The organism is Microbacterium sp. AG1240 (genome assembly GCF_003635115.1).
In the GTDB taxonomy this organism is placed as follows: Bacteria; Actinomycetota; Actinomycetes; order Actinomycetales; family Microbacteriaceae; genus Microbacterium.
Window position 1 is genome coordinate 766652 of the sequence record NZ_RBXJ01000001.1, and the last position, 20477, is coordinate 787128.

Annotated in this window: 18 protein-coding genes; 11 read left to right on the forward strand and 7 right to left on the reverse strand. The window is 68.9% G+C overall.

Features of this window, described 5'->3' with window-relative positions:
- The first annotated feature begins 376 nt into the window (after positions 1 to 376).
- The 3 genes from groES (at position 377) to DEU34_RS03565 (ending at position 3354) form a co-directional block, all read left to right on the forward strand.
- Positions 377 to 673 carry a co-chaperone GroES gene (groES, locus tag DEU34_RS03555; protein ID WP_116648660.1) on the forward strand — a complete coding sequence of 99 codons (297 nt, stop codon included), beginning with the start codon at positions 377 to 379 and terminating at the stop codon, positions 671 to 673.
- Between the two features lie 189 nt (positions 674 to 862).
- Entirely contained in the window at positions 863 to 1825 is a 963-nt protein-coding gene (gene rarD, locus DEU34_RS03560; RefSeq protein WP_121148848.1) for an EamA family transporter RarD, read from the forward strand.
- A 245-nt stretch (positions 1826 to 2070) separates the two neighbouring features.
- On the forward strand, positions 2071 to 3354 hold the full coding sequence (locus DEU34_RS03565; RefSeq protein WP_121148849.1) for an ABC transporter substrate-binding protein: 1284 nt from the start codon (positions 2071 to 2073) through the stop codon (positions 3352 to 3354).
- A gap of 531 nt (positions 3355 to 3885) precedes the next feature.
- On the opposite strand, the gene DEU34_RS03570 is transcribed toward DEU34_RS03565, so the two are convergent.
- Genes DEU34_RS03570 through DEU34_RS03585 form a run of 4 tightly spaced genes read right to left on the reverse strand, consistent with a single transcriptional unit; the run spans position 3886 to position 7875 of the window.
- Positions 3886 to 4623, reverse strand: coding sequence for an ABC transporter ATP-binding protein (locus tag DEU34_RS03570; RefSeq protein ID WP_116648663.1), 738 nt, complete (start codon positions 4621 to 4623; stop codon positions 3886 to 3888).
- Positions 4620 to 5606: an ABC transporter ATP-binding protein gene (locus DEU34_RS03575; protein ID WP_121149693.1), complete on the reverse strand. Its 987-nt coding sequence runs from the start codon at positions 5604 to 5606 to the stop codon at positions 4620 to 4622. The genes DEU34_RS03570 and DEU34_RS03575 overlap by 4 nt, the downstream gene beginning before the upstream one ends.
- Positions 5607 to 5628: 22 nt before the next feature.
- Complete coding sequence (locus DEU34_RS03580) at positions 5629 to 6609, reverse strand: branched-chain amino acid ABC transporter permease (protein WP_116648664.1); 981 nt, start codon at positions 6607 to 6609, stop codon at positions 5629 to 5631.
- A 9-nt stretch (positions 6610 to 6618) separates the two neighbouring features.
- Positions 6619 to 7875 (reverse strand): branched-chain amino acid ABC transporter permease, encoded by a 1257-nt coding sequence (locus DEU34_RS03585; protein ID WP_121148850.1) that lies wholly within the window; start codon positions 7873 to 7875, stop codon positions 6619 to 6621.
- A gap of 334 nt (positions 7876 to 8209) precedes the next feature.
- Between DEU34_RS03585 and guaB the strand changes: the two genes are divergently transcribed.
- From guaB to DEU34_RS03605, 4 genes are all read left to right on the forward strand, one after another.
- Positions 8210 to 9712, forward strand: coding sequence for an IMP dehydrogenase (gene guaB / locus DEU34_RS03590; RefSeq protein ID WP_121148851.1), 1503 nt, complete (start codon positions 8210 to 8212; stop codon positions 9710 to 9712).
- Between the two features lie 18 nt (positions 9713 to 9730).
- A complete protein-coding gene (locus DEU34_RS03595; RefSeq protein WP_121148852.1) occupies positions 9731 to 10372 on the forward strand; it encodes a TMEM175 family protein in 642 nt (213 codons plus the stop codon).
- 122 nt (positions 10373 to 10494) lie between these two features.
- A complete protein-coding gene (locus tag DEU34_RS03600; RefSeq protein WP_121148853.1) occupies positions 10495 to 11610 on the forward strand; it encodes a GuaB3 family IMP dehydrogenase-related protein in 1116 nt (371 codons plus the stop codon).
- 98 nt (positions 11611 to 11708) lie between these two features.
- Entirely contained in the window at positions 11709 to 12482 is a 774-nt protein-coding gene (locus DEU34_RS03605) for an SURF1 family cytochrome oxidase biogenesis protein (RefSeq protein ID WP_121149694.1), read from the forward strand.
- Between the two features lie 30 nt (positions 12483 to 12512).
- Here the strand turns inward: DEU34_RS03605 and DEU34_RS03610 are convergent, their stop codons facing one another.
- A complete protein-coding gene (locus DEU34_RS03610) occupies positions 12513 to 12785 on the reverse strand; it encodes a hypothetical protein (protein WP_121148854.1) in 273 nt (90 codons plus the stop codon).
- A gap of 303 nt (positions 12786 to 13088) precedes the next feature.
- Between DEU34_RS03610 and DEU34_RS03615 the strand changes: the two genes are divergently transcribed.
- The 4 genes from DEU34_RS03615 (at position 13089) to DEU34_RS03630 (ending at position 17146) form a co-directional block, all read left to right on the forward strand.
- Positions 13089 to 13604: a DUF3817 domain-containing protein gene (locus DEU34_RS03615; protein WP_121148855.1), complete on the forward strand. Its 516-nt coding sequence runs from the start codon at positions 13089 to 13091 to the stop codon at positions 13602 to 13604.
- On the forward strand, positions 13601 to 15181 hold the full coding sequence (gene guaA / locus DEU34_RS03620; RefSeq protein ID WP_121148856.1) for a glutamine-hydrolyzing GMP synthase: 1581 nt from the start codon (positions 13601 to 13603) through the stop codon (positions 15179 to 15181). The genes DEU34_RS03615 and guaA overlap by 4 nt, the downstream gene beginning before the upstream one ends.
- Before the next feature lie 133 nt (positions 15182 to 15314).
- Positions 15315 to 15764, forward strand: a complete 450-nt coding sequence (locus DEU34_RS03625) for a nitroreductase family deazaflavin-dependent oxidoreductase (protein ID WP_121148857.1) — start codon at positions 15315 to 15317, stop codon at positions 15762 to 15764.
- Entirely contained in the window at positions 15761 to 17146 is a 1386-nt protein-coding gene (locus DEU34_RS03630) for a glycosyltransferase (protein ID WP_121148858.1), read from the forward strand. Before DEU34_RS03625 ends, DEU34_RS03630 begins: the two co-directional genes overlap by 4 nt.
- Positions 17147 to 17834: 688 nt before the next feature.
- Here the strand turns inward: DEU34_RS03630 and ligD are convergent.
- Both ligD and DEU34_RS03645 read right to left on the reverse strand, forming a co-directional pair.
- Positions 17835 to 19058 (reverse strand): non-homologous end-joining DNA ligase, encoded by a 1224-nt coding sequence (gene ligD, locus DEU34_RS03635; protein WP_121148859.1) that lies wholly within the window; start codon positions 19056 to 19058, stop codon positions 17835 to 17837.
- A gap of 451 nt (positions 19059 to 19509) precedes the next feature.
- Positions 19510 to 20409 carry a Bax inhibitor-1/YccA family protein gene (locus tag DEU34_RS03645; protein ID WP_220659921.1) on the reverse strand — a complete coding sequence of 300 codons (900 nt, stop codon included), beginning with the start codon at positions 20407 to 20409 and terminating at the stop codon, positions 19510 to 19512.
- Between the last annotated feature and the right edge of the window lie 68 nt (positions 20410 to 20477).

The window sequence follows — 20477 nt, forward strand, 5'->3', positions numbered from 1 at the left end:
GGCAGCAGCCGTCCGCGTCATTCCCACATCGATCGCAAGAAAATATGGAGCACGCATGTACAGAATTCCCCCCGACGAGCGCGCGCTAGCGCCTCGCCTAGAACCGAAGCGTCTTAGCTTCGAGTTCTGTTCCAGTGCCGGATCGTGCCCCTTACGACTCCGACGTCGTTCGGACATGATGACACACGCCCGCAGACGAAAAAAGGGGGGTAGCGCTCGGGAGGCCGGATATGCAAGGCGCGGAGGCGGGGAGAGCGTCCGCTGGCACTCGCGTTGCGAGAGTGCCAGCACTTCCCTAGACTCGGGCTTAGCACTCTCCCCGCGTGGGTGCTAATGAGTCTTCCGTACCGAAGCGTCAAGAAAGAAGAGGTAGACCGTGTCGGTTTCCATCAAGCCGCTCGAAGACCGCATCGTCATCCAGCAGGTCGAGGCAGAGCAGACCACCGCGAGTGGTCTCGTCATCCCCGACACCGCCAAGGAGAAGCCCCAGGAGGGCGAGGTCGTGGCTGTCGGCCCCGGCCGCATCGACGACAACGGCAACCGTGTTCCGATCGACGTCGCCGTCGGCGACCGCGTCATCTACAGCAAGTACGGCGGCACCGAAGTGAAGTTCGGCGCCGACGACTACCTCGTGCTCTCGGCGCGCGACGTCCTGGCGGTCGTCGTTCGCTGATCGTCTCCTCGCGAGTCGGGAAAGGCCCGGATGCTTCGGCATCCGGGCCTTTCTGCGCGCACCGCAGGCGCACGTGTGCCGTGTGGGGCGGCTCCCGCGTTGCAAGGGGCGCGTACGAAGGAGCCGTCGTGAATGTTTCGGCGCCGACGACCGATCGGATTGACCCCTTAACGGGCCTAGGCTGGCAGCGTGAACGACCGTGCCGGTGCTTCCACGCCCGCGGCGCGGACCCCCTCCCGTGAAATCGCGATCGGTGGCGTCTACGCCTTCGTCGCCTACCTCCTCTGGGGATTCCTTCCCCTGTACTTCCTGACCCTCGCACCCACGGGCGCGTGGGAGGTCGTCGCCTGGCGGATCGTGCTCTCGCTGGTGTTCTGCGCCATCCTCCTCTTCGTCGTCCGCGGGTGGACGGCGCTCTGGCGGATCGTTCGGCAACCCCGTCTGCTCGGTCTGACGGCGCTCGCCGGCGCCCTGATCTACGTCAACTGGCAGGTCTTCCTCCTCGGCACGTTGAGCGGTCACGTCATCGAGACGAGCCTCGGCTACTTCATCAACCCCATCGTCACGGTGCTGCTCGGGGTTCTCGTTCTCCGGGAGAAGCTGCGGATCACACAGTGGATCGCGATCGGCATCGCCGTGGTGGCCGTGCTCGTCATCGTCGTGGGCTACGGCACGTTCCCCTGGATCGCACTGTCGCTGGCGTGCTCCTTCGGGCTGTACGGCCTCGTGAAGAAGAAGATCGGGCCGGCCGTCGACGCCGTCAGCGGCCTGACGCTCGAGTCCTTCTGGCTGTTCCCGATCGCCATCGTCCAGCTCTGCGTCGTCGCGGCCACGAGCGGGCTGACGCTCTTCACCGCCGGCGCCGGCCACGCCGCTCTCCTGCTCATGGCCGGCGTGTTCACCGCCACGCCGCTGCTCTTCTTCGCGGCGGGCACCCGGCGCGCGCCCCTCACCCTGGTCGGGCTCCTGCAGTTCGTCGCGCCGGTGCTGCAGTTCGTCACCGGTGCGTGGCTCCTCGGCGAACCCATGCCGTTCGAGCGGTGGGTCGGGTTCGCGCTGGTGTGGGTGGCGCTCGCCGTCCTCACGGTCGACTCGCTCCTCGCCGCCCGGCGAGGCAGGGCCTCCGTCTCGGACGTCGCCGAGTTGACCTGACAGCCCCCGGCCGGGGGCGCAGCATCCATCGAAAGTGCCCGTTCCCGCCGGAAGAGCGCAAAATCGGGGGCTCGAATGGCAGAAACGGGCGCTTTCGGCGTTTGGCGAGTCTCGCCGCATAACGATTGGGTCGCGTTACACATCGTTAACGAACGGCAACACTGCCGAGACGAACGGCCGCATAGGTTTAGGGCACTGGGCCGGTCCCCGAATCGCGCCCGCAATCATTCACAGCAAGGAGCAACATGAGCGTCATTTCACGTTCGCGTGCCGGCAAGGTCCTGGGCGGCATCGCCCTGGTCGGTGTCAGCGCGCTCGTCCTGGCCGGCTGTGCCGGTGGCGGCGGAACCGCGGAGTCCTCGTCGGCGGCGCCCAACGCAGAGGTTGGTGGGGACCTGACGCTGAAGATCGGCACCGCGCTCCCGCAGACCGGCAACCTGGCCTTCCTCGGCCCGCCCGAAGAGGCCGGCGTCGCCTACGCGGAGTCCCTCATCAACGCCGAGACCGCAACGACGGGTCTCACCCTGGAGACCGTCTACGGCGACTCCGGCGACACCGACAACAAGGCCTACGAGACCACCATCCCCCGCCTCCTGGGCGAGGACGTCTCGGCGATCATCGGTGCGGCGTCCTCGGGAACGTCGCTCCAGTTCATCGACCAGGTCGTCGGTGCGGGCGTCATCCAGTTCTCCCCGGCCAACACGTCGGACACGTTCACGACCTACGACGACAAGGGGCTGTACTTCCGCACCGCCCCGTCGGACGTCCTGCAGGGCGAGGTGCTGGGTAACCTCATCGCCGAGGGCGGCGCGCAGACGCTCGGCCTCATCGTCCTGAACGACTCGTACGGCACCGGTCTCGCGAAGTACGTCTCCGAGGCCTTCGAGGCCGCCGGTGGCGAGGTCGTCGCACAGTCGACCTACAACACCGGTGACACCACGTTCGACTCGCAGATCAGCGAGGTCCTCGCGGCCGCGCCGGACGCGATCGCTCTGATCACGTTCGACGAGGTCTCGACGATCCTGCCGAGCCTGTTCGGCCAGTTCCCGTCTGACAAGCTGTACTTCGTCGACGGCAACCTGAAGAACTTCGCCGACGCGTTCCCCGCGGGATCGCTGACCGGCGCGAAGGGCACGCTGCCCGGTCTGTCGATCGACTCGATCGGCGACTTCACGTCGTCGCTCGACGAGTTCCAGTCGGCCGAGGGTCGCCCCGCGCTCGAGGACTACAGCTACGCGGCGGAGTCGTTCGACGCCACCGTGCTGCTCGCTCTCGCATCCCTCGCTGCCGGCTCGACCGATGCCGAGGCCATCGCAGGGAAGCTGCAGGAGGTCTCCGGCGGTTCGGGCGACGGCACGAAGTGCGAGTCGTACGCCGACTGCGCCGCGATCATCCTCGACGGTGGCACGGCCGACTACGACGGCATCTCGGGTCCGATCACGTTCGACGAGGTCGGCGACCCGACCGAGGCGTCGATCGGTATCTACCAGTTCGGCGAAGACAACAACTACGTCGCGTACGAGGGCTGATCCTCAGCATCCGCTCGACAGGAAGGGCCCCGGTCTTCGGACCGGGGCCCTTCCCCGTGCGTTCGGCTCCACCCCGGCGACGACGCCGCGCTCCACCCCGCCCGCCGGCCCCGCCTTCACCCGCCCCGCCTTCACCCGCCCCGACCGCCCGCCCCGCCTCGCCTCCGCTCGCACGAACTCAGGCTCAGAGGTCAGCGGACAGGCGAAACGCCCCTCCCACGGGCTGCGGAGTCGCGCTAATCCTGATTACGTGCTGCCGGCCGGCGGCTCCCCGCCCGCGAGATTCGGGCGGGACGGTCGGCCCGGGCCCGGCTCGGAGCTCGGCGGCATCCGTTCCGCACGCACCGAAGATCGGGCCGCCCTCCGCCACAACTCAGGCTGAGCCGTCGCGACGGCTGCGACACGCCGCCGTGGTGGGCGTGACCCCGCATTCATCCTGAGTTCGTGCTCGGAGGCGGCGTGGCGGACGGGCAGCGCGCGCACGCACCCGCCATCCGAACCCCGTCGGGGCCGGATGGCAGGTATGGAGGTCTAGACGCCCAGCGTGCCGAGGTAGAGCTCGGTGACCTTGGGGTCGTTCAGCAGCTCGCGGCCCGTGCCGGTGTATGCGTCGCGCCCCTGGTCGAGAACGTAACCGCGGTCGCAGATCTGCAGGCAGCGGCGGGCGTTCTGCTCGACCATGATGCACGTCACCCCGGCCTTGTTGATCTCGGAGACGCGGATGAACGCCTCGTCCTGCCGCACGGGGGAGAGACCAGCCGACGGCTCGTCGAGAAGCAGCACCTTCGGGTCCATCATCAGGGCGCGGCTCATCGCGACCATCTGCCGCTCACCGCCCGAGAGCGAGCCGGCGCGCTGCTTCAGGCGCTTGCCGAGCTCGGCGAAGATGCCGGTGACGAACTCGAGTCGTTCCTTGTAGATCTTGGGGTTCTGGTAAAGCCCCATCTGCAGGTTCTCTTCGATCGTCAGGCTGGGGAAGACGTTGTTCGTCTGGGGGATGAAGCCCACGCCGCGACGCACCAGCTTGTCGGCCTTCAGCCCCGTGATCTCGTCGCCCTCGAGCGAGATGGTGCCGCCGCGAACGTTCACCTGCCCGAAGATGGCCTTCAGCAGCGTCGACTTGCCGGCACCGTTCGGACCGATGATGCCGATGAGCTCGCCCTGCTCGGCGACCAGCGAGCAGCCGTTGAGGATGTTCACGCCGGGCAGGTACCCGGCGTGGACGTTGTCGACGACCACGACGGGTGTGGCGGTGGCGGTGGCGCTCATGCGCGATTCCCTTCGTCTTCGGCCACGCCGTCTTCGACGAGGACCGTCGCGTCGGCGTCGACGGATGCTTCGGCATCGGTGGTCGGGTCGGCGTCGACGACGGCGACGCGACCTGTGACGACCCCCAGGTCGAGGTCCTGGTGGGCGCCGAGGTAGGCATCGATCACGGCGGGGTTCTTCATCACCGAGAGCGGATCTCCCTCCGCGACGATGCGTCCTTCCGCCATCACGACGACCCAGTCCGCGATGTGGCGCACCATGTGCATGTCGTGCTCGACGAAGAGCACGGTCATACCGAGGTCCTTCAGGTCGAGGATGTGGTCGAGGAGCGACTGCGTCAGGGCGGGGTTCACACCGGCCATCGGCTCGTCGAGCATGACGAGGGTCGGATCGGTCATGAGCGACCGGGCCATCTCGAGGAGCTTGCGCTGACCGCCCGACAAAGACGCGGCGAAGTCGTCGGCCTTCGCGTCGAGCTTGAACTTGGCGAGCAGCTTCATGGCCCGCGCTTCGATCTCTTCGTCCTGCTTGCGCCAGATCGCCGGGATGAGCCCCTGCCAGAAGTTCTCGCCGCGCTGCTTGCGTGCCCCGAGCTTCATGTTGTCGATCACGGTGAGCAGCCCGAGCGCCTTCGTGAGCTGGAAGGTGCGCACGAGGCCCATCCGCGACACCCGGTAGGCGGGGATGCCCGAGAGGGATTTGCCCTCGAACGTCCACGACCCGCTGTTGGGCTTGTCGAAGCCGGTCAGGAGGTTGAACAGGGTGGTCTTGCCCGCACCGTTCGGGCCGATCAGGGCCGTGATCGCCCCGCGGGGGACCTCGAGGTGCTCGACGTCGACCGCGGTCACACCGCCGAACGATCGCGTGATGCCGTCGGCGACGATGATCGGGTCGACCTTCTTCACGCCGGGGACCGCTTCGCCGATGTGCAGGCCGGTGGCCTTCGCACGCGGAGTGGGGGAGGTGAGCGGCGCGGGCTCGATCGGAGCGTCGCTGGGGGAGGCGCTATTTGACAAAGGTCAGCTCCTTCTTGTTGCCGAGGATTCCCTGCGGCATGAAGATCACGAGCAGCATGAGCGCCACACCCACGAGGATGAAGCGCACCGTTCCCGCCTGGATCTCCGACATGAACGGGAGGACGCCCGCGCTCACGAGAGCGGGGAGGACGTTGGAGAGGAAGGTCTGCAGCACCCAGAAGATGAGCGATCCCAGGAGAGGCCCGAAGACCGTCGCCGCTCCGCCGAGGAGGAGCGCCGTCCAGACGAAGAAGGTCAGCGACGTGACGTAGACGCCGGGGCTGACCGCCGAGGGGAGCGCGTAGACGATGCCGCCCGCCGCCGCGAGGACGCCACCGAGAACCAGCGCCTGCAGCTTGTAGGAGAAGACGTTCTTACCGAGCGAGCGCACGGCGTCCTCGTCTTCACGGATGCCCTTCAACACGCGACCCCAGGGGCTGCGCGTGACCATCCACACGACGAGTGCGGCGATCGCGAGGGTCACGAGTCCCGTGATGCGCACCCACCAGTCGGTCTCGTTGTAGGTGAACGGACCGAAACCGTAGGTGCCGGCCGGGATCGGGTTCGACGACCGGAAGCTCTCGTGGTAGCCGCTCAGGCCGTCGGCCGACCCGGTGACGTCTTCGAACGCCGTCGTGAGGAACAGCAGTCGAACGACCTCCGCGGCGGCGATGGTGACGATCGCGAGATAGTCTCCGCGCAATCGCAGCGTGGGTATGCCGAGGATGAGGGCGAAGACGGCGGAGGCGACGAGCCCGATGAGGGCCGCGAGCCACCAGGGCAGTCCGAAGCTCAGGACCGAGATGGCATAGCCGTAGGCGCCGATCGCCATGAAGCCGGCGATGCCCATGTTGATGAGTCCGCCGTAGCCGAAGTGCACGGCCAGGCCCAGTGCCGCCAGCGCGTAGCCGAGGGTCGCCGGGCTGAGGATCGAGGATGCGGTGTTCGAGAGGATCTGGAGCCAGTCCATTATTCGCGCCTAACCTATTCTTTCGCGGCGGCCGAGGATGCCCTGCGGGCGGAACAGCAGGATCACGATGAGGACGACCAGCGCTGTGGCGTACTTCAGATCCGAGGGGACGCCGAACAGGGTCGAGACCTCGACGAGGAGGCCGACGATGATCGAGCCGACCAGCGCGCCGAGGGCGGTGCCGAGCCCGCCGAGCGTGACCGCGGCGAACATGAGCAGCAGCACCTGCGCACCCATGTCCCACTTGATGCCCGGGCGGTAGTAGGCGTAGAGCACGCCGGAGAGGGCGGCAAGGCCTCCCGCCACGACCCACACGACCCGGACGACGTAGTCCACGTCGATGCCCGAGGCCGAAGCGAGCGAGGGGTTGTCGGAGATGGCCCGCGTGGCCTTGCCCAGCCGCGAGAACGTGAGCCAGAGGGCGAACGCGACGATCACGACGATCGAGATGGCGATCGAGACCATGTCGATGACGCTCAGCTGCACGACGCCGAACAGTGGGATCTTCGGCTCGGAGGCGAACGGGAGCTGGCTCGTGCCGCCGCCGATGAAGTACTGGAAGACGTACCGCATCGCGAGCGAGAGGCCGATGCTCACGATCATGAGCTGCACCGCTCCCACCCGCTTACGCCGCAGTGGTCGCCAGAGGATCATGTCGAGGATGAGCCCCAGTCCGCCGCCGAGGATGACCGCGAGAGGGAAGCCCAGCCACACGGGGAGCGCGAGCGTCGCCGGGCCCACGAGGAACAGGGCGATGACCGCGCCGAAGGTGACCATCTCGCCGTGGGCGAAGTTGGAGATACCGGTCGTGCCGAAGACGAGGGACAGTCCGACCGCGGCCAGGGCGAGCATGAGGCCGAAGCTGAGGCCCTGGACGACGCGCTGCACGAGCTGATCGGCGAAACCGGTGACGCTGCGTTCTCCCTCGCCGATGAAGAAGTTGACGCTGACGCGACCGCCGGCTCCCACCTCCACTTCCTTGGCGTTGGGGGTGTCGTCTTCCGGGTCGACGACCGCGATGCCGTCGGGCAGGGTCGACTCGTCGAGCGTGACGACGTATTCCTCGCCGCGCTCGGGAACACCGACACGCCACTGTCCCTCGGCGTCGGTCTCTACTTCCTGCTCACCGCCCGGACCGGTCACGACGAGCACGACGCCCGCCAGGGGTTCGCCGTCGAGTTGGACGTTGCCGCTGATGCGATAGGGGTCGTCTTCGGCCGCGTGCGCCGGCGTCACACCGGCGAAGAGCCCGAGCAGCGTCAGCATCAGCGCGATGACGGCTGGGATGACACCCGCGCGAACTCGTGGTGGCGCGGTGGTGGTGGGTCTCACGGATCCTCCAGTCGGGGGCGCCGACATCGAGTCGCATCGGCAATGATGAAGACGTTACGAGCGTAATGTGTCGTCGGTGTTTCACAGCGAAACCCGAAGATCGCGGGAACGCTGAGGGGAATACTAGGTCGGCCACGGCCGTGTCGGGGTATTTCCGGGAATGAACTAAGGTCCGCCGCGTTTAGAATCGGTAACGGCGCGCGAGCAGCGCACCCGGCCGTCGTCGTCCTTTCGAGCAACGCGCCGCGCGCGCAGGAGAACGAGAACCATGGAGCACAACGACCCCTTCGGATTCGTAGGCCTCACCTACGACGACGTCCTCCTCCTTCCGGGGCACACGGACGTGATCCCCAGCGAGGCGGACACCTCTTCACGGGTGTCGCGGCGTATCACCGTGGCGACACCGTTGCTCTCCAGCGCGATGGACACCGTCACCGAGGCGCGTCTGGCCATCGCGATCGCGCGCGAGGGCGGGCTGGGCATCATCCACCGCAACCTCTCCATCGAAGACCAGGCCGCGCACGTCGACCGCGTCAAGCGCAGTGAATCGGGGATGATCTCCGACCCGATCACCACGACCGCCGATGCCACGATCGAAGAGGTCAACGACCTCTGCGCGAAGTACCGCATCTCGGGTCTGCCCGTCGTCGACGACGACGGCCGCCTCGTCGGCATCGTGACGAACCGCGACATGCGATTCGTCTCGGGCTTCGAGCGTCAGACGACGCTCGTGAAGGACGTCATGACGACCGAGGGCCTCATCACCGGCCCCGTCGGCATCAGCGCGAACGAGGTCATCGCGACGTTCGCGAAGCACCGTGTCGAGAAGCTCCCCCTCGTCGACGACGAGGGCAAGCTGGCCGGACTCATCACGATCAAGGATTTCGACAAGAGCGAGAAGTACCCCCTCGCCACCAAGGACGAGCACGGCCGTCTCCGCGTCGGTGCGGCGATCGGCTTCTTCGGCGACGCGTGGGATCGCGCCGAGGCCCTCCGCGACGCGGGCGTCGACGCGCTGGTCGTCGACACCGCCAACGGCCAGTCGGCGGGCGTGATCGATCTGGTGCGCCGGTTGAAGGCCGACCCGACGTTCGACCACATCGACGTCATCGGCGGCAACGTCGCCACGCGCGAGGGCGCGCAGGCGCTCGTCGACGCGGGCGTGGACGCCGTGAAGGTGGGCGTCGGCCCGGGCTCCATCTGCACCACCCGCGTCGTCGCCGGGGTCGGGGTTCCGCAGGTCACCGCCGTCTACGAAGCATCCCTCGCCGCTCGCGAGGCCGGCGTGCCCGTGATCGCCGACGGCGGTCTGCAGTACTCGGGCGACATCGCCAAGGCCCTCGTCGCGGGTGCCGACACCGTCATGCTCGGATCGCTCCTCGCCGGTACCGACGAGTCGCCCGGCGAGATCGTCTTCCAGGGCGGCAAGCAGTTCAAGCAGTACCGCGGCATGGGCTCGCTCGGGGCCATGCAGACCCGCGGCAAGAAGACGTCCTACTCCAAGGACCGCTACTTCCAGGCCGACGTGCCCAGCGACGACAAGCTCATCCCCGAGGGCATCGAGGGTCAGGTCGCATACCGCGGCCCCGTCGCCGCGGTCGCCTATCAGCTCGTCGGTGGTCTGCGTCAGTCGATGTTCTACGTCGGCGCCCGCACGATCGACGAGCTGAAGGCCAAGGGCAAGTTCGTTCGCATCACCGCGGCGGGTCTGAAGGAGTCGCACCCGCACGACGTGCAGATCGTCGTCGAGGCGCCCAACTACAAGAAGTAGCGGCGCTACGCTGTGCGGATGTTCGCACGGCGCTCGCATCCGGATGCGACCCAGGGCACGGGTCGACTGGAGGCCTTCACCGATGGGGTGTTCGCCATCGCGGCGACCCTGCTCGTCCTCGACCTGACGTCGAACTCGATCGGGTCGGTGTCGTCGGACGGCGACCTGCTGGCCGGCCTGCGTGACATGAGCGGGTTGTTCTTCAACTTCGTGCTCAGCTTCGTGCTGCTGTGCCTGCTGTGGATGACCCATACGCAGCAGTTCGAGCACGTCGCCCGCGTCGACGGCGTCGTCGTCTGGCTCAACAACGCCCGGCTGCTGTTCATCGTGCTCATCCCGTTCGTGACGGGGCTCACCACGGAGTACTCCGCGTTCCTCGTCGGCCGTGTCGTCATGCCGGTCACTTTCTTCTTCGCCGTCGTCATCAGCTGGTTGCAGTGGATGTGGGCCCGCCGTCACCGGGAACGGATGCTGCCGGACCTGTCCGAGGCGCAGGCCGCCGCGATCGGACGGGCGGGGCTGAGCGCCGTGATCATCTCGGTCGCCGTCATCGCGCTGTCGACCGTCGCGGGGTCGATCGCCTTCGTGCTCTTCCTCCTCGATCCCGTCGTCACGCGGCTGCTGCAGCGCGGTCTCCCGCGCGACTCCACCGCATCCTGAGCCCGCTCGAGACACGCGGATCGGCGCAGACGCGCCGCCTGGCGGTGCGTCTCGGCCGAATGCGGTGTTTCGGCGGGGACCGGGGGGATGTCAGGCCGCGCGGGTAGGCTGGGAGGGTGAGTATGGAGATCGATCTCGGCCGCGCCAAGCGCGCTCGCCGCGCCTACACGTTCGACGACATCGCGGTCGTGCCGTCGCGGCGCACGCGCAACCCCGAAGACGTCTCGACGGCGTGGACGATCGACGCGTTCCAGTTCTCGATCCCCGTGCTCGGCGCACCGATGGACTCCGTCGTCAGCCCGCGCACCGCGATCATGCTGGGGCAGCTCGGCGGCCTCGGCGTGCTCGACCTCGAGGGGCTGTGGACGCGGTACGACGACCCCGAGCCGCTGCTGGCCGAGATCGCCTCGCTCGGCGACGGCGAGGCCACCCGCCGCATGCAGGAGCTCTACGCCGAGCCCATCAAGCCCGAGCTCGTTCGCGACCGCCTCGCCGAGATCCGGGCCGCGGGTGTCACCGTCGCCGGCTCCCTCACTCCGCAGCGCACCCAGGACTTCTACGAGACCGTCGTCGCCGCGGGCGTCGACCTCTTCGTCATCCGCGGCACCACGGTCTCGGCCGAGCACGTGTCGTCGGTCGACCAGCCGCTGAACCTGAAGAAGTTCATCTACGACCTCGACGTGCCCGTCATCGTCGGCGGTGCGGCGACCTACACGGCCGCCCTGCACCTCATGCGCACGGGCGCCGCCGGCGTGCTGGTGGGCTTCGGCGGCGGCGCGGCCTCCACGACGCGCGCCACTCTGGGGCTGCATGCTCCGATGGCGACCGCCGTCGCCGACGTCGCAGGTGCACGCCGCGACTACCTCGACGAATCGGGCGGACGCTACGTGCACGTCATCGCCGACGGGGGAGTCGGCACCTCGGGAGACATCGTCAAGGCGCTCGCGATGGGCGCCGACGCCGTCATGCTCGGGGTCGCGCTCGCGCGAGCGACCGATGCTCCGGGGCACGGCTACCACTGGGGTCCCGAAGCACACCACCCCCAGCTCCCGCGGGGGCGCCGCGTGCGGGTGTCGCAGGTCGGTCCCCTCGAGGAAGTGCTCTACGGACCGGCGCCCGTCGCGGACGGCACGGCGAACCTCATCGGAGCGCTTCGCAAATCCATGGCGACCACGGGGTACTCCGACCTCAAGGAGTTCCAGCGCGTGGAGGTCGTCGTCGCGCCCTACGGCCACTGATGACCGATACGACCCCGAGCGCACCCCGTGACGACGCAGCCGTGACCGCGTCGATGATCGACCCCGTCAAGGCCTACGCCCCGACGTTGCGCGAGGTGATGCTGCGGCCGCGGTGGATCGGCGTGCTCGCCGTCTGCCTCGTCGTAGCCGGTGTGTTCGCGTGGCTCGGTCAGTGGCAGCTCAGCCGGGCCATCGACACCTCGCCGCCCCCGCCGGGGTCGACCGAGGTCGTGCGTCCGCTCGACGAAATCGTCGCACCGGGGAAGTATCTCGAGGAGCCCCTCGTCGGGCAGCGGGTCGACGTCTCGGGCACCTGGGTGCCCGACGACTTCATCGTCGTCTCCTCCCGCTTCAACGACGACGTGCAGGGGTACTGGGTCACCGGTCAGCTCCGCGTCGCCGACGCCCCGTCGCCGGTCTCGTTGGCCGTCGCGGTGGGATGGACCAGCGACAAGGCGCAGGCCGAGTCCGCCGCATCCGCCCTGTCGGCGCAGGCCGCCGCCTCCCCGGCGCGCGTGGACCTGACGGGGCGCATCATCTCGGACGAGGGGGCCGCCGTCCCCGCCAGGACCGACCCGCAGGAGATCCCGAGGATGTCGCCCGCCGCCCTGCTCTCGCGGTGGCACGACACGGCCGACCTCGAGGTCTACCGCCCCTATCTGACGGCGGCGGAGCCGCTGGGCGGACTCGACGCGATCTCGTCGCCCGCGCCCGCCGAGGGTTCCAACGTCAACTGGCTCAACATCTTCTACGCGGCGGAGTGGGCCGTGTTCGCGGGCTTCGCCTTCTACCTCTGGTACCGCCTGGCCCGCGACGCTTGGGAGAAGGAGATCGAAGACCTCGAGGATGCGGCGGGAGACGCCGCCGCGTAAGCGCCGCCTGGTCGGGGGCGACGCGTCCGCTCAGGGCAGGTCGAGTCCTAGTCGGTGAAGATCGGCGGTCGTGATCCGGGAGGGATCCGCGCCGAGCCGGTCGACCTCGTCGCGAAGGTCGCGGACTTCTTCGGTGAGGGCGGTGATGGCCGTCTGAGCGTGATGGAGCGCGACCGCGAGCATCCGAACGGGATTCTCGTCGTCCTCGACATGGCCCACGACGGGCATGGCCACCGATTCACCGTCCAGGGCAGTGGCGATGAGCGCCGAGTTCTGCTCGGCGAGATGCAGGTTGTCGGTCACGGTTTCTCCCAGGGGAAGGCTGCAGCGAGAATCCCGCGTCGTGCCGAGCGTGGAGCTCGCGGCGAGCAGTCTGCGGGGTTCAGCCGGGGGCTGGGGCTTGCGGAGAGGCTACTCGCCTTCCGCCTCGTCCGCAGGTGATCACCGCGATCCATAGGAGAGTCCCAGTGGATGCTTCGTCGATTCGGCCCGGATGAACGGCCGGGTCACTCCTCCGAAGAACTGATCGTTCGACATCGACCGACCGCCCTCTCCCCGCGCGGGGGAGGGCAGTCGGCGTTTTCGCCGCCGTCTAGAATGGAGCCCATGCCTCGAGCCCCGAAACTCGCATCATTTCCTGCGATCCGCGGAGCCTTGAAGTTCTACCAGATCTGCTCGGTCATCACGGGTGTCGGCCTGCTGCTGCTCCTGACCGAGATGATCCTGAAGTACACCCCGCTGCACGTCGAGCTCTTCGCCGGCGGGACGCGCGGTCTCCTGTACTTCGCCCCGGCGATCCCCGGTCCGGCGTGCGAGTGGTTCTCGCTCTTCCTGCCGGGAGGCAACGGGTGCGAGATCCTCTCCACCGGTGACGGCGTCAACATCTCCCTCGCGATCCTCGTCGTTCACGGATGGTTCTACGTCGTCTACCTGTTCTCGTGCTTCCGCATCTGGAGTCTGATGCGCTGGCCCTTCCCGCGGTTCATCCTGCTCGCCCTCGGCGGCGTCGTCCCGCTCCTCTCCTTCTTCCTCGAGGCCGTCACGGCCCGGAAGGTCACCACCTACCTCGCAGAACGCGAGGCGGCCGAAGCATCCGTTCCTGCACCGGAAGGCACCCGTTGACCGAACAGACCGAGACCTCCCAACGTCCCGTCCTCGTCGTCGACTTCGGCGCGCAGTATGCGCAGCTGATCGCTCGTCGCGTCCGCGAGGCCGGTGTCTACAGCGAGATCGTCCCTCACACGGCCACGGCCGCGGAGATCGCCGCCAAGAGCCCGGTGGGCATCATCCTCTCGGGTGGTCCGTCGTCGGTGTACGAGCAGGGCGCCCCGTCGCTCGACTCCGGGGTGTTCGACCTCGACGTGCCCACGCTCGGCATCTGCTACGGATTCCAGGTCATGGCGAAGGCGCTCGGCGGCGAGGTCGCGAACACCGGCCTGCGCGAGTACGGAGCGACCGATGCCACGATCGTCACCGAGGGAACCCTGCTCGACGGTCAGCCCGCCGAGCAGAACGTCTGGATGAGCCACGGCGACCAGGTATCCCGCGCCCCCGAGGGGTTCGACGTGCTGGCACGCACCGCCGCGACCCCGGTCGCCGCCTTCGCGAACGACGCCCGCCGCATGTACGGCGTGCAGTGGCATCCCGAGGTAAAGCACTCCGATCACGGTCAGCGCGTGATCGAGAACTTCCTCCACAAGGCCGCGGGCCTTCCTGCAGACTGGAACAGCGGCAACGTCATCGCCGAGCAGGTCGACCGCATCCGCGAGCAGATCGGCTCGGCGCGCGTCATCTCCGCCCTCTCGGGCGGGGTCGACTCCGCCGTCTCGACCGCGCTGGTGCACAAGGCCGTCGGCGATCAGCTCACCGCGATCTTCGTCGACCACGGGCTGCTGCGGAAGGGCGAGCGCGAGCAGGTCGAGAACGACTACGTCGCCTCCACCGGTGTTCGCCTGATCACCGTCGACGCGCGCGAGCAGTTCCTCGACGCGCTGGCCGGCGTGAGCGACCCCGAACAGAAGCGCAAGATCATCGGGCGCGAGTTCATCCGGTCGTTCGAGGCCGCCGAGCGCGACCTCGTCGCGGAGGCCGCAGCAGACGGCGAGCCGATCCGGTTCCTCGTGCAGGGAACGCTCTACCCCGACGTCGTCGAATCCGGCGGCGGTGCGGGCACCGCGAACATCAAGAGCCACCACAACGTCGGCGGCCTTCCCGAAGACCTCCAGTTCGAGCTCGTCGAGCCCCTGCGCACCCTCTTCAAAGACGAGGTGCGGGCGATCGGACGCGAACTCGGCCTCCCCGAGGCGATCGTCGGTCGCCAGCCGTTTCCGGGGCCCGGCCTCGGTATCCGGATCGTCGGTGAGGTCACCGCTGACCGCCTCGAGATTCTGCGTGACGCCGACGCCATCGCGCGTGCGGAGCTGACCAAGGCCGGCCTCGACAACGAGATCTGGCAGTGCCCCGTCGTGCTCCTCGCCGATGTGCGATCCGTCGGCGTGCAGGGCGACGGCCGCACCTACGGGCATCCGATCGTGCTGCGCCCCGTGTCGAGCGAAGACGCGATGACGGCCGACTGGACGCGGCTGCCCTACGACGTGCTGTCGAAGATCAGCAACCGCATCACCAACGAGGTGCGCGACGTCAACCGTGTCGTGCTCGACGTGACGTCGAAGCCGCCGGGGACGATCGAGTGGGAGTGACGCGGAGCCTACGGGCTCCGCGGTGACGGTCGGCCCTCGGGTGTCGGCTCCGTGCGCCTTCGGCCGACATCCGTCTGCTGTCCGGTGGCGTCGCCCCTAGCCCGACCCCTCGGGGAGAGAAGAGGATGAGGGGATGAGCGAGAGATTCGTGCGACCCACGACGATGGACGAGGGGTTCAACCGCGTCGTGGGGTTTCTCACGCGGATCGGAATCCCGCTCGCCGGCAGCCGAGTGCTGGCCGTGCGGGGGCGATCGAGCGGCGAGTGGCGCACGACGCCGGTCAATCCGCTCCGGGTCGGCGGCGAACGCTACCTCGTCGCGCCGCGGGGCAACGCGCAGTGGGTGCGAAACCTCCGGGTCTCCGGCGAGGGCGAGCTCCGCGCCGGACGCCGGGTCGAGGCGTTCACAGCCGTCGAGATCGACGATGCGGAGAAGCCCGCGATCCTTCGTGCCTATCTGAAGGCCTGGGCCTGGGAGGTCGGGCGCTTCTTCGAGGGGGTGAACGCGGATTCTTCCGACGAGGAGCTCGCCGAGATCGCTCCGGGCTTTCCCGTGTTCCGGATAGGAAGATCGCGCCCATGACCCGATTCCCCGACGCCTGGTACCTCGTGCTGTCGAGCCGGCTCATCCCCGGACTCGACGGCGGATACACCGTGGCGACCCTGGCCCGCTCGCGGCAGATGAGGGAGGCCGGTGCCGAGATCGCGCTGCTGACGGTCGATCCGGGCGCGCCCGAGGCGCACGTCGAACACCGGTCGGAGTTCGTGCGTCGCGGGATGCTCGACGTGCCCGAACGCCTGCGCAATCTGTTCGACGAAGCATCCGACCCCCGTGGCGGTGGCGCGCCGTGGCTGCGTGAGGCCACTGTGCCCGGCGACGCCAACCCCTCGCTCTCATACCGGGACGTGACGGATGCTGCGGGCCGCGCGATCGTGTCGCTGCCGGTGATCACGGGCGACCCCGATTGGCACCTCACGACGGCACCCATCGTCGTGCGCGACGCGGACGGGTCATCCGTCGGTGTCATCGCCGGGTTCGGGGCCCTGTATCGCGCCTGGCTCGACCACGTGGTCGCGGGGCTGCGCGGGCGGGTCGAGCGCCCGGTCGTCGTGATCTGCGAATCCCGCCAGCTCGGTGAACTGCTCAGCGGGTGGCGCGCACCCGCGGTGCGTCTGCTGCACACCGTGCACACCACGCACCTCGAGCCGCCGTTCACCGCCGATGCGCCCGTGAACCCGCTGTGGTCGCGGTGGTTCACCGTCGCCGACCGCTTCGACGCGGTGCTGTGGCCGACCCCGTCGCAGCGTGACGACGTCGTCGAGCGGTTCGGCTCGTCGGGCGTTCACGCGGTCGTCCCGAATGCGGTGGTGCCCCCCGCATCCGTCGTCCCGATCGGGGCGCGCGAGCCCGGTCGGGTCGTCGTGGTCGGCCGGCTCGCGCCCGGGAAGCGCGTGGACCTCGCGATCCGCGCATTCGTCGGCGCGGCCGTGCCGGGTGCGACGCTCGACATCTACGGCGACGGGGCGGAGCGCGGGGCTCTCCAGGCGCTCATCGACGATCTCGGCGTCGGCGGAGCGGTCGTGCTGCGCGGTGCGACGGAGGACGTCGCCGGCGCGCTCGACGCCGCATCCGTCTATCTCTCGACCTCGGCTTTCGAGGGGCAGGGGCTCGCGCTCGCCGAGGCGCTGTCGCACGGCACCCCCGCGGTGGTGTTCGACATCCGCTACGGTCCGCGCGACATGCTGCGGGGCGGCGGGGGAGTGCTCGTGCCCGACGGCGACGTCGCCGCGCTCTCGGCCGCGCTGGCCGACGTGCTCGGCGACGCGGCGGTGCGCGACCGGCTGTCGGCGGAGGCCGTCGTCGCCGCGGCGCGGTTCGCCCCCGCCCCGACGATGGCTGCCCTCGCGGCCGTGGCCCGGCAGGCGCTCGACCGCGAGCCGCGGCGCTCGCCCGCCGTTCGCTGAGCCCCCGCCCGCCGCTCGCTGGGCCGCGCCGCCTCCGTCTCCGCGGTGCGGTCGGCCGCGCGCTGCGGTTGGGCGCGCGCTGCGGTTGGGCGCGCGCATGGGGCTCGTGCCCCTTCCGTCGGGTCTGCCGACCGTACTCAGGATGATTGGCCGGGGAGGGCCGCGGAACCGCTCCACACCGCGGGGGTCGGTGGATTCTTCCTGAGATAGTGCGGGGCGAGGGGCTTGATGAGGAGGAAGGGGATGAGGGAAGGGCGGGCGCGTGGGGGCTCGTGCCGCTTTCGTCGGCTTCTGTGACCGTACTCAGGATGGTTGGCGCGCGAGGAGCCAAGACAGCGCGGATCGTGGCGGGCGGTGGATTCTTCCTGAGTTAGTGCGGAGTGAGGGGCCTTGTGAGGGAGAAGGGGACGGGAGGGCGCGCGTGCGGCTCGTGCCCGGGTCAGTCGGCTTCGGCGACCGTACTCAGGATGGTTGGCCGAGGACGGGCGCGGAACCGCTCCAGACCGCGGGGGTTGGCGGATTCTTCCTGAGTTAGTGCGGAGTGAGGGGGGCCTTGTGATGGAGAAGGCGCAGGGGACAGGGAGGGCGGGCGCATGGGGGGGCGTGGCAAATGCGCGGGGGGATGCGGGCGCGCCGAGGGCAGGGGCGACGGAGCCGCGGACGCACTCGGGCGGGGGAGGAAAGACGCCTAGGCCCGCCCGGCCCACGGGTCGTAGTCGGCGAGCAGCGGCTCCTGCGGCGGGCGCTCCGCCTCGGGTACGTGCTGCAAGTTGACGCGCACGCGGTACCAGAGTGAACTCGATCCGCGCATGCCGTCGATCATCACATCTGCGGGATGCAGCACGGCCGCCGCCCGCTCGTGCGCCGTCTTCCACGTCTCCAGGGCCTCGAGGGCCTCGGGCTTCGTCTTCGTGCGCGCCACCTCGATCAACGGCATCGTGGACGCGCGCCGACCCGAGCCGTCGGACGCTGCCGGCGGTTTGTCGGCGGGGCCCAGCTCGTCGGCGAGCCGCAGCAGGCCGTCGAGACGCCCGACCGCCTCGTCGATACCGCGGTGCGGGTCTCCGATGTCGCCGAAGCGCTCGAGCACGGTCGCGACGGTGAACTCCTCCGGGCGGCGCGCACGCACTTCGTCCCAGGCGAGCGGCGTCGACACGCGGGCATCGGGGAGGGGACGGATGCTGTACGCCGACGCCACCGTGCGGTCCTTGGCGTTCTGGTTGAAGTCGACGAAGACGCTCTCACCGCGCTCCTCCTTCCACCACCGCGCGGTCGCGAGGCCGGGCGCGCGGTTCTCGACCTCGCGCGCGAGGGTCTCGGCAGCCAGCCGCACCGCGGCGAAATCCCATTCGGGCGCGATGCGTACGAGGATGTGCAGGCCCCGCGACCCGCTCGTCTTCGGCCAGCCGACGAGACCGTGGTCGTCGAGCACGTCGCGGACGATCATCGCGACGTCCACGATCTGCGCCCACTCGACGCCCGGCATGGGGTCGAGATCCACCCGCAGTTCGTCGGGGTGGTCGAGATCCTCGGCACGTACCGGATGCGGGTTGAGGTCGAGGCATCCGAGGTTCGCGACCCAGGCGAGCCCGGCGGCGTCTCTGACGACGGTCTCTTCGGCGGAGGTGCCGCGCGCGTAATGCAGTGTCGCGGTATCGATGAAGTCGGGATGCTTCTCGGGCACCCGCTTCTGGAAGAACGCCTCCTCGTCGATGCCCTTCACGAAGCGCTTGAGCACCATCGGGCGCCCGCCCGCTCCGCGTAGCGCGCCGTCGGCGACGGCCACGTAATAGCGCACGATGTCGAGCTTCGTGAGCCCGGGGCCGGGGAACACCACGCGGTCGGGGCTGGTCACGCGCACCTCGTGACCGGCGATCTCGAGGGTCTCGGCGGGTGTCTTCGACGGGCTCATGGCGCGAGGCTAGCCGGGTGCAGGATGCTGCGACCAGGCCTTGCGCTGTCGCGCCGTCGCGTCGGTCGTGGCTCCCCGCGCGCCGTCCGCGCAGTTCGCCCGGCTCCCCGCCGAGCCGTCCGCGCAGTTCGGTCGGCTCTCCGCGCGCCGTCCGCGCAGTTCAGTCGGTTCTCCGCCGAGCCGACTGCCACAGCATCCGTCGAGTGACCCTACAGATCGGTGCGGTCATACGCAGGAATGCGCCACATTCTGGACAACGAGGGCGGAAGCGGGCCGGGCGGAAGCGGGCCGGGCGGAAGCGGGCCGGGCGGAACGGGGCCGGGGGGAACGGGGCCGGGGGGAACGGGGCCGGGCGGAAACGACGAGGGGGCCGGGCGGAAACGACGAAGGGGCCGGGCGGAAACGACGAAGGGGCCGTCCGGAACGGACGACCCCTTCGTGCGAGCGGTGGCTAGTTGCTGCCGCGGATGATCGCGATCATGCGGAGGATCTCGACGTAGAGCCAGATGACCGTGACCATGATGCCGAAGGCGGCCTTCCAGGCGAACTTCCGGGGAGCCCCGTTGCGCACGCCCTGCTGGATCTGATCGAAGTCGAGCACCAGCGAGTACGCGGCCATGATGACCACGAGCACACCGAGGATGAGGCCGATCGGAATGCCGGCGATGGTGGCCGAACGCAGACCGAACATCTGGTCGGCGGGCAGGACACCGAAGAGCATGAGGCCGACGTTCAGGAGGCTGAACACCAGGTATCCGATCATCGCGATCATGAAGATCTTCGTGGCTCGCTTCGAGGCGCGGATCTTGCCGCTGGCGAAGAGGGCCAGGGTGACGCCGACGACCGACACGGTCGCGAGGGTCGCCTGCACGACGATGCCCGGCATCATGAACTCGAAGTAGGCCGAGATGCCACCGACGAAGAGGCCCTGGAACGCGGCGTACGCCATGATCAGCGGTGCCGAGGGCTGCTTCTTGAAGATGTTGACCATGGCGAGCACGAAGCCGCCGAGGGCGCCGATGAGCCACGGTGCGACGTTGGGCTGGGGGTTGGCGGGCGTGACACTGGACATCGTCCAGATCCATCCGCCGACCGCGACGACGAGCATGACCGCGAAGAGAGCGATCGTCTTGTAGACGGTGTCCTCGTACGTCATGCGGTCGGTCTGCTGGGCGCCGGCCGACGGGGCGGCGAACTTGCCCTCGAGCTCGGCGCTGGTGGCGGCGGGGGGCGGCGCATACTGCGTCTGACCGTTGCCCAGGCGCGCAGCCTGCGAGCCACCGGGGTAGGTCTGAACGGCGCGCGGGTCCTGGAACGCCGGGTTGTTGAAGGCCGGGTTGTTGAGGGCCACTGCTCTCACACTCCAAAATCGGGGTTGATCTACAGCACCGTGCTGTAGATCAACACTAGCCGACGCCC

Bases quoted from the DNA above. Each gene is read 5' to 3' on its own strand.
- DEU34_RS03565 (WP_121148849.1), top strand. From the start codon at position 2,071: ATGAGCGTCATTTCACGTTCGCGTGCCGGCAAGGTCCTGGGCGGCATC.
- DEU34_RS03570 (WP_116648663.1), bottom strand. From the start codon at position 4,623: ATGAGCGCCACCGCCACCGCCACACCCGTCGTGGTCGTCGACAACGTC.
- DEU34_RS03580 (WP_116648664.1), bottom strand. From the start codon at position 6,609: ATGGACTGGCTCCAGATCCTCTCGAACACCGCATCCTCGATCCTCAGC.
- DEU34_RS03585 (WP_121148850.1), bottom strand. From the start codon at position 7,875: ATGCTGACGCTGCTCGGGCTCTTCGCCGGTGTGACGCCGGCGCACGCG.
- guaB (WP_121148851.1), top strand. From the start codon at position 8,210: ATGGAGCACAACGACCCCTTCGGATTCGTAGGCCTCACCTACGACGAC.
- DEU34_RS03595 (WP_121148852.1), top strand. From the start codon at position 9,731: ATGTTCGCACGGCGCTCGCATCCGGATGCGACCCAGGGCACGGGTCGA.
- DEU34_RS03600 (WP_121148853.1), top strand. From the start codon at position 10,495: ATGGAGATCGATCTCGGCCGCGCCAAGCGCGCTCGCCGCGCCTACACG.
- DEU34_RS03605 (WP_121149694.1), top strand. From the start codon at position 11,709: ATGCTGCGGCCGCGGTGGATCGGCGTGCTCGCCGTCTGCCTCGTCGTA.
- DEU34_RS03615 (WP_121148855.1), top strand. From the start codon at position 13,089: ATGCCTCGAGCCCCGAAACTCGCATCATTTCCTGCGATCCGCGGAGCC.
- DEU34_RS03625 (WP_121148857.1), top strand. From the start codon at position 15,315: ATGAGCGAGAGATTCGTGCGACCCACGACGATGGACGAGGGGTTCAAC.
- DEU34_RS03630 (WP_121148858.1), top strand. From the start codon at position 15,761: ATGACCCGATTCCCCGACGCCTGGTACCTCGTGCTGTCGAGCCGGCTC.
- ligD (WP_121148859.1), bottom strand. From the start codon at position 19,058: ATGAGCCCGTCGAAGACACCCGCCGAGACCCTCGAGATCGCCGGTCAC.